This is a genomic window from Methylobacter sp. Wu1 (assembly GCF_036553575.1).
Classification (GTDB): Bacteria; Pseudomonadota; Gammaproteobacteria; order Methylococcales; family Methylomonadaceae; genus Methylobacter.
Genome location: NZ_JAZHOC010000080.1, coordinates 1 through 9,399 on the forward strand (window position 1 = coordinate 1; position 9,399 = coordinate 9,399).

Consider the following 9,399-nt stretch of genomic DNA (forward strand, 5'->3'; position numbering starts at 1 on the left):
TAAAACTGAGTTTACTATTCCTTCCATGAGCTGATTTCTGGGGTTGTTCGATGTCAGAAACCGTATTATCCCAGAGTTTGCTCATGGTTCTTCTCCATTAAAACTGTCCGAAGTATTGAAAATACGGATGTATGGCAAATGCCCGGCCCGGCTCAATATTTAAAATCGTCAGATCCGGTTTGAAGTATTACAATTTTCTTCATGGATTTCGTGGTCTTACGATTTAAGTTGATAGTCATTAAGCCTTTATGGCTTTCCCGATAAAAAACCTTAGCTATTGCATCTCAACCATTGAACATTAATATTGAGATTTTTATTCTCCGCTTTATTGAAGGAAGCGCTCCATTAAATGAAATCGCGTAACTTGAAGCTGCTTCTAATCGGCCTGGCTGTCCTCCTTTCGATCATAACGGCTGCCTATCTCATCAAGCCCCGTAACGACCAGCCGCAACAACAAAATGCCGAAAAACCGGGCAAGCCCGACTTTTCCACCGTTGCGGTTGTAGCCGAGCCGGCCAGACAGGGCGACTTCCCGATTTATCTGAACGGGCTAGGCACGGTGACGGCGCTCAATACGGCGACGATCCGATCGCGCGTCGACGGCGAACTGATCCGTGTCGCTTTTCAGGAAGGCCAGGTAGTGCGCGAAGGCGATCTGCTGGCGGAAATCGACCCGCGCCCGTTCCAGGCTCAGCTCATGCAGGCTGAGGGCCAGCTGCTCCGCGATGAAGCGCTGCTGAAAAATGCGCAGCTCGATCTGGAACGCTACCAGACGCTGCTCGAGCAGGATTCCATCGCCGCGCAACAGACCGCCACGCAGGAAGCGCTGGTCAGACAGTATCGGGGCACGGTAGAAACCGACCGCGGGCTGATCGCGGATGCCAAACTACAGCTGACTTATACGCGCATCACGGCCCCGTTCGCAGGGCGCTTAGGTCTGCGACTGGTCGATAAAGGCAATATCGTGAAAACATCCGATACCAATGGACTGGTCGTGCTGACGCAGATCCAGCCCATCACGGTCGTATTCACGCTGCCTGAAGCCGATCTGCCGGCCGTCATGAAACGGCTGCGCGCCGGCGAAACATTGCCTATCGAGGCATACGACCGCTCAGGCAGTACCCGCCTATCTCTGGGCAAGCTCGTGGCCGTGGACAATCAGATCGACATCGCGACCGGCACCATCAGGTTCAAGGCACAGTTCGATAATAAAGACCACGCCCTGTTTCCGAACCAGTTCGTCAACGTCAGGATGACTGTGGATACCTTGCGCGACGTCACGATCATACCGGCTGCCGCCATTCAGCGCGGAACGCCCGGTGCCTTCGCTTATATCGTGAAGGAGGACAAGACCGTCAGCGTGCGCCCGCTGAAACTGGGCCCTTCCGAAGCCGAAAAGGTCGCCGTGCTCGAAGGGCTTAAACCCGGCGAACAGGTCGTGGTCGACGGCATCGACAAGCTGCGCGAAGGCGCCGGGGTGGATCTCGTCAACCGGGAACCCGCACGGCCAGCGCCATGAATCCGTCCCGCACCTTCATCCTGCGCCCGGTCGCCACATCGCTGCTGATGGTGGCCCTGCTGCTGGTCGGGATCATCGGCTACCGCGCGCTGCCGATCTCCGCCCTGCCCCAGGTCGACTATCCGACCATTCAGGTCGTCACGCTCTATCCCGGCGCCAGCCCGGACGTCATGACCTCATCGGTCACGGCGCCGCTGGAACGCCAGTTCGGCCAGATGCCGGGACTCAACCAGATGTCGTCCTCCAGCTCGAGCGGCGCGTCGGTCGTCACGCTCCAGTTCGATCTGGAGCTGGACATCGACATTGCCGAACAGGAAGTGCAGGCGGCCATTAACGCGGCTACCAGCTTTCTGCCGACTGATCTGCCCATGCCGCCCGTTTACAGCAAGGTCAACCCGGCCGACACGCCGATCATGACGCTGGCGGTCAGTTCGAAGACGCTGCCCTTGACCAAGGTCGAGGATCTCGTGGACACGCGCCTGGCACAGAAACTGTCGCAACTGCCGGGCGTCGGCCTGGTCAGCATCAGCGGCGGCCAGCGCCCGGCCGTGCGCATCCAGGCCAATCCGATGGCGCTCGCAGCCTACAACCTGAGCCTGGAAGACCTGCGCACGGCCATTGCCCGCGCCAATGTCAATCAGCCCAAGGGCATGTTCGACGGCCCGGCGCGCGCGGCCATCATCGATGCCAATGACCAGCTCCGCTCGGCGGCCGAGTACAGGCCGATTATCATCGCTTACCGTGACGACAGGCCCGTGCGCGTATCCGATGTCGCCGAAGTCAGCGACGCGGCCGAAAACGTGCGGCTGGCGGCCTGGGCCAATGAGACGGCGGCCGTGATCGTCAATATCCAGCGCCAGCCCGGCACCAACGTCATCGAAGTGGTGGACCGCATCAAGACACTGCTGCCCCAGTTGCAGGCAGCCATGCCCAGCGCACTGGCAATCGTGCCGTTGAGTGACCGCACGACAACCATCCGCGCCTCCGTGCAGGATGTGGAGCATGAGCTTTTGCTGGCTGTAGCGCTGGTGGTGCTGGTGATCTACCTGTTTCTGCGCAATGCCTCTGCAACGACTATTCCTGGCGTAGCCGTGCCGCTGTCACTGATCGGCACATTTGCCGTGATGTATCTAGCCGATTTCAGCATCAACAATCTGACGCTGATGGCGCTGACCATCGCGGCCGGCTTCGTCGTGGACGATGCCATCGTGGTCATCGAGAATATCGCGCGCTACATCGAACAGGGCGAGAAGCCCCTGCAGGCTGCGCTCAAAGGTTCGGAACAGATCGGCTTCACGATCATCTCTCTGACGCTTTCCATGGTCGCCGTGCTGATCCCGCTGCTGTTCATGCAAGACGTGGTCGGGCGTCTGTTTAGCGAATTCGCGATCACGCTGGCCGTGGCGATTCTGATCTCCGGCATTATCTCGCTGACGCTGACGCCGATGATGTGCGCGAAGATCCTGCGTCCGGTTTCGGAAAAACACTCTGGCCGCTTCCACCATGCCAGCGGCCGCTTTTTTGACAAACTCACCGGCGGCTACGGGAGAATGCTGAACCGGGTGCTGGATCATCAGGGCATTACGCTGCTGGTCGCTGTTGCAACATTGGCGCTGACCGTGTTCCTGTATGTAATCGTGCCCAAGGGCTTCTTCCCGATTCAGGATACCGGCGTCATCCAGGGCATATCCGAAGCGCCCCAGACCATATCCTTCGAAGCCATGGCGCAACGCCAGCAGGCGCTGGCCAAGGCTGTGCTGGCCGATCCGGCTGTCGAAAATCTGTCTTCATTTATCGGCGTGGACGGCACCAATCCTACGCTCAACAGCGGGCGTTTTTTCATCACGCTGAAGCCATTGGCCGAACGCGGCATTACTGCCTCGGAGGTCATCCGGCGGCTGCAGCCGAAGTTTGCCGGGGTGCCCGGCATCACGCTGTACCTGCAGCCGGTGCAGGATCTGACCATTGAGAACCGCGTTAGCCGCACGCAGTACCAGTTCACGCTGGAAGCGGTCAATCCCGATGAACTGAGCCACTGGACGCACCGGCTCGTCGAACAGCTTTCGCACAAACCCTACCTGGCCGATGTAACCAGCGATATTCAGGACCGCGGGCTTCAGGCTTTCGTATCGATAGACCGCGACAGCGCCAGCCGCCTCGGCGTCACCACTCAGGATATCGATGACGCTTTATATAACGCTTTCGGCCAGCGGCTGATATCGACCAGCTTCACACAGTCGAACCAGTACCGTGTCGTACTGGAAGTCAAGCCGGAGTATCAAAAGAGTCCGGCGTCCCTGAAAGACCTCCGCGTCGGCTCAGCGAACGGCACGCAGGTGCCGCTTCCGGCCGTTGCCAGCGTATCAGAGCAGTCAGTCCCGCTCGTCATCAATCATCTGGGCCAGTTCCCGGCTTCGACGGTTTCATTCAATCTGGCGCCGGGCGCGGCTCTCGGCGAAGCGATCGAAAGCGTCGAGGCCGCCAAGCAGGAAATCGGCCTGCCTCTAAGCATACAAACCAGCTACCAGGGCGCCACGCGCGCCTTTACCGCCTCGCTCACGAACACGCTGTGGCTGATCCTGGCCGCGATCGTGACCGTCTATATCGTGCTGGGCGTGCTGTACGAGAGCTATATCCATCCGGTCACGATCCTATCGACGCTGCCTTCGGCCGGCGTCGGCGCCCTGCTGGCGCTGATGCTGTCAGGCAACGATCTGGGCATCATCGGCATCATCGGCATCATCCTGCTGATCGGCATCGTCAAGAAAAACGCCATCATGATGATCGACTTTGCTTTGGAGGCCGAACGCAAGGAAGGCAAGCCCGCGCGCGAAGCGATCTTTCAGGCGTCCCTGCTGCGCTTTCGGCCGATCATGATGACAACCATGGCGGCGCTGCTGAGCGCTCTGCCGTTGATGCTGGGCACGGGCGTCGGATCGGAGCTGCGCCATCCTTTGGGCATCACCATGGTCGGCGGGCTGATTTTCAGCCAGCTGCTGACGCTGTTCACGACGCCGGTCATTTATCTGGCTTTCGACAGGCTGAGCCGGCGGCTGTCGCGCCTGCAAAGCAGTGAGAGCCGGCTGTGACGATGCTGTCCACGCATTTCATCGCCCGCCCCGTAGCGACCACGCTGCTGACGCTGGGGCTGGCGCTGGCCGGCCTGGTCGCCTTTCTACAGTTGCCGGTTTCGCCGCTGCCGCAAGTCGATTTCCCGGCCATTTCCGTGTCGGCCCGACTGCCCGGCGCCAGCCCCGAAACCATGGCCGCCACGGTGGCCACACCGCTCGAACGCACTCTCGGCCGGATCGCGGGCATCAACGAAATGACATCAACGAGCTCAACAGGCTCCACGAGCATCAACCTGCAATTCGATCTCGACCGAGACATCAACGGCGCCGCGCGGGACGTGCAGGCCGCGATCAATGCGGCCAGCAGCCTTTTGCCCACGAACCTGCCGACCCGCCCCAGCTATCGCAAGGTCAACCCGGCCGACGCGCCCATCATGATCATCGCCCTGACCTCGGCCACCCAGACCCGCGGCCAGCTCTACGATGCGGCTTCGACGATTCTGGCGCAGAAAATCTCGCAGATTCCGGGCATCGGCCAGGTAGACGTCGGCGGCAGTTCGCTGCCGGCGGTCCGGGTGGAACTCAATCCCGACGCGCTGGCAAAGTACGGGATCGGCTTTGATGATGTCCGCGCGGCGATCGACTCGACCAATGCCAATAGGCCCAAGGGCTCCGTCGCAGAAGACAGCCGGCACTGGCAGATCTATGCCAATGACCAGGTCAGCACGGCGGACGCTTACCTGCCGCTCATTGTTGCCTATCGCAACGGCGCTCCCGTGCGCATCGCCGATCTCGGCCAGGCCGTCGATTCTGTGGAGGATCTGCGAAACTCCGGCATCAGCAACGGCAAGCCGTCCGTAATATTGATCCTGCGCAAGCAGCCCGAAGCCAACATCATCGAAACGGTGGACAGAGTCAGGGCAATGCTGCCCCAGCTTAAGGCCTCCATACCGCAATCCATAGACCTGTCGGTGCCCATGGACCGGGCCGGCACCATCCGCGCTTCGCTATATGAAGTGGAAAAAACGCTCTGGATCGCCATCGGGCTGGTGGTTCTGGTCGTATTCCTGTTCCTGCGCAACCTGCGCTCGGCTTTGATTCCGTCCATCACCGTGCCGCTATCGCTGATCGGCACTTTCGGAGTGATGTATCTGTTCGGCTTCAGCCTGAATAATTTGTCCTTGATGGCGCTGACTATCGCGACCGGCTTTGTGGTCGATGACGCCATCGTAGTGCTGGAAAACACCACCCGGCACATCGAAAAAGGCCTGCCGCCGTTTCAGGCCGCCATAAAAGGCGCCGGCGAAGTCGGCTTCACGGTCTTGTCCATGAGCCTGTCGCTGATTGCCGTGTTCATTCCGATCCTGCTGATGGGCGGCATCGTCGGCCGCCTGTTCCGTGAATTCGCGGTCACACTCTCGGCAGCGGTCATGATTTCGCTGGTAGCCTCGCTGACTACGGCCCCGATGCTCTGCTCCCGCTGGCTCGCCCGCGCCGAGGAGCGGCGGCATGGACGGCTTTATCACTGGAGCGAGCGCCAGTTCGACCGCATGCTCGCCGGCTATGAGCGGACGCTGCGTTGGGCGTTGGACCGCGGACCGCTGATGATGGCGCTGTTGCTGGGAACGATCATTCTGAATATCTATCTCTACGCTATCGTGCCCAAGGGTTTCTTTCCAGTGCAGGATTCCGGCCGGCTGGCCGGCGCACTCCGGGCCGATGAAAGCATTTCATCGGCCGCCCTGAAACAGAAACTGATCGATTTTGCCGAGATCGTGCGCGAGACACCCGGCGTTGAAAACGTGGTCGGCTTTACCCGCGGCGGCAACACCGGGTTCATGTTCGCGACCCTTAAGCCGCTGGAGGAACGCCAGCTGACTTCCGATCAGATCATGCAGCGCCTGCGTACCCGGCTCGCCAAAGAACCAGGGGCCAGCCTGTTCCTGCAGCCGGTGCAGGACCTGCGCGTCGGCGCACGCGGCTCGGCGGCCATGTTCGAATACACGCTGCAAGCCGAAAATCTCGATGACCTTCGCACCTGGACGCCGCAAATTCTGAAAGCGCTGTCGCAGCGCCCCGAACTGGCGGACGTCAATACCGACCAGCAGGAAAGAGGCCAGCAGGTATCCCTGACCGTGGACCGCGATGCGGCCTCGCGCCTGGGCGTCAGCCAGGCCCTTATCGATTCGACGCTGAATAACGCCTTCGGCCAGCGCCAGGTATCGGTCATTTATACGCCCCTCAACCAGTATCACGTCGTGATGGAAGTGGCGCCAGAATACTGGCAGCATCCTGACACGCTGAAAAATTTGTATGTGAGCGTCCCGCCCAGCCCGGAATTGCCGGAGGGCAAGCAAGTGCCCCTATCGGCCTTTGCCAGCTACGGCCTGACCAATGCGCCGCTGACCGTCAACCATCAGGGCCAGTTCGCCGCATCCACGCTGTCGTTCAATATCAAGGGAGGGGCCTCGTTGTCGACGGCCACTCAGGCCATCGAGGAGACGATGGTTCAACTGGGCGTGCCCGATTCGATACACGGCAGCTTTCAGGGCACCGCCAAGGCCTTCGCGCAATCCCTGCGCAACCAGCCCTGGCTGATCCTGGCTGCGCTGGCCACGATTTATATCGTGCTGGGGATACTGTACGAGAGCTACATCCATCCGTTGACTATTCTTTCCACGCTACCTTCGGCCGGCGTCGGCGCGCTGCTTGCCCTGCTCGCGTTCAAAACCGAGTTCAGCATCATCGCCCTGATCGGCGTGATCCTGCTGATCGGCCTGGTGAAAAAGAACGCCATCATGATGATCGACTTCGCGCTCGATGCCGAGCGCAACGAGGGCCTGAATCCGCACGACGCCATTTTTACCGCCTGCCTCATGCGTTTTCGGCCGATCATGATGACGACCATGGCGGCACTGCTGGGCGCCCTGCCGCTGGCTTTCGGAACAGGCTATGGTGCTGAGCTGCGCCAGCCGCTGGGCATTTCCATCGTCGGCGGGCTGATCGTCAGCCAGATGCTGACGCTTTATACGACGCCGGTGGTGTATCTTTATCTGGACCGATTCCAGTTGTGGTGCCGGCGCCGTTTTGGCCGTAATGCGGCCGAAGCCCGGCTTTGAGACGGGACGCGTCGCTGGTAGCTTGCCAGAGCAAATCCGCCCTGGAATTCATCTGCCATGAAGTCATGCATCCGAAGCGCGAGCCCTATCGTCTCATTCTCAATATCTGCTCTTTCAATGACAGCAAACGATCCTTTTTAGGTTGTGCTTTCAGTCCTTCTTCAATTTTTTCCAGGCTTTCATCGAGCTTCTGCTGGGCAAGCAACTCATTTGCCTGCTTTTCAATCAGGTCGGCAATCTTCTCCACCCCTTGCAAGGCCTCCTGGTTATCAGGGTCAATAGCCAACACCTGACGATAAGTCCATAAGGCATTACTGTCTTGGGGCTCGGTTATATAGCCGACATCAAAATGGATTTGCGCCAGTTCGAGCAGATCCTTAATCTGAAGCTGCTGTTCCGGAGTCAGTTCAATCACTGCTGGCGGCGCCGCGTTCATGCTTGGATAAATATAGACGTAACCGCCCACCGCCGCGATCGAAACCATAACCGTCACTGTGCCGAGGATGCTCGGCCTGGGCAGCCTGGACTTTATCGCATCAAGGAATTGCCTGACAGAACCTCTTATCTGCTTCCTTTTCAGAATCAGGGCATGCGGCGTTAAAGCTTTGACAACCCCACCCGACCGGGCCGATTTAGGCCGTATTTCATCAAGGAATTGCGCAATGGAAGCTGTTCTCTGCTCGCTCCTCAACGCCAGAGCATGCGTCAAGGCGTTCCATTGCCGGCGTTTCAAGCCCGGAATGAATGGCGGCTGCAGATTGGTTTCCAGCGCCTTCTGGGCGGACAGTTTGTTGAACGGATGCCTGCCTGCCAATAATTCATAACTCACGCAGGCCAGCGCATAAATATCGTCGCGCGGATCGGGAATGCAGTTTTCAAACATTTTCAGGCCGGCATAAGTCGGCGTCAGCGCCTCCAGATTGCGACGATTGAAAACGGTTCCATCATAACTCTGGTGTTCCGGTTTAACGGCCGCGCTGGCGATGCCGAAATCCAGCACCTTGACTTCGCCGCCGTCAGTAATAAAGATATTGCCCGGTTTAAAGTCCGAATGAACGATATTTTTTTTGTGCGCATAGCCCAGTGCCAATGCCATTCTTTCGATAATAGGCCAGGCCTTGTCGAAGGGAATGCCGCCCCGCCGGGCGATTTTCTGTATGTAATGAGAAAGCGACTTGCCTTCCAGCATTTCCATGACCATGAAAATATTGCGGCCGTCGCGGTCGAAATCATAGACACTGACGATGTTGGGATGCGCCAGCCTCTGGGATTTCTTCATTTTTCGCTGAAGTGCAATGAACAGTCCCGGATCATCCCGGAATTCTATGTTCAATACTTTCAAGGCGACATCCGGTTTCTGATCCTGCGCTTTCAAACGGCGCAAATCGGTTGCCCTGAACACTGTGCCCATGCCGCCGCTGCCGAGCACTTCCTTGAGCACGAAGCGCTTGTTCAGTATCGAGCCTACTTTTAATGTATCTGCCTGATCGGATGACCGGCGATTTGTTAGCGTCGGGTTGATTCGCGTCGTCACATCACCTAAATCATCTGCATTCATAGTGCATACTCCTGACTAAACAACCACCCGCTCAAGCGGGTGGGTTCGAATAACGGACTGAAAGTCCGGATACGCGTCGACTAAACGACGCGTCTTAATCCGGCTCCATTTTAAAATTATCGTTTGGGTTAG

General features: G+C 58.7%; 4 protein-coding genes. 3 read left to right on the forward strand and 1 reads right to left on the reverse strand.

Translation table 11 applies throughout. The annotated features are described in order from the left end of the window. The first annotated feature begins 349 nt into the window (after window positions 1–349). Genes V2P20_RS18905 through V2P20_RS18915 form a run of 3 tightly spaced genes read left to right on the forward strand, consistent with a single transcriptional unit; the run spans window position 350 to window position 7,709 of the window. On the forward strand, window positions 350–1,519 hold the full coding sequence (locus V2P20_RS18905; protein ID WP_331821099.1) for an MdtA/MuxA family multidrug efflux RND transporter periplasmic adaptor subunit: 1,170 nt from the start codon (window positions 350–352) through the stop codon (window positions 1,517–1,519). Beyond that, window positions 1,516–4,608 carry an MdtB/MuxB family multidrug efflux RND transporter permease subunit gene (locus V2P20_RS18910; RefSeq protein ID WP_331821101.1) on the forward strand — a complete coding sequence of 1,031 codons (3,093 nt, stop codon included), beginning with the start codon at window positions 1,516–1,518 and terminating at the stop codon, window positions 4,606–4,608. Before V2P20_RS18905 ends, V2P20_RS18910 begins: the two co-directional genes overlap by 4 nt. Window positions 4,609–4,610: 2 nt before the next feature. After that, entirely contained in the window at window positions 4,611–7,709 is a 3,099-nt protein-coding gene (locus tag V2P20_RS18915) for a multidrug efflux RND transporter permease subunit (RefSeq protein WP_331821105.1), read from the forward strand. A gap of 85 nt (window positions 7,710–7,794) precedes the next feature. Here the strand turns inward: V2P20_RS18915 and V2P20_RS18920 are convergent, their stop codons facing one another. Beyond that, window positions 7,795–9,267 carry a serine/threonine-protein kinase gene (locus V2P20_RS18920; protein ID WP_331821103.1) on the reverse strand — a complete coding sequence of 491 codons (1,473 nt, stop codon included), beginning with the start codon at window positions 9,265–9,267 and terminating at the stop codon, window positions 7,795–7,797. Between the last annotated feature and the right edge of the window lie 132 nt (window positions 9,268–9,399).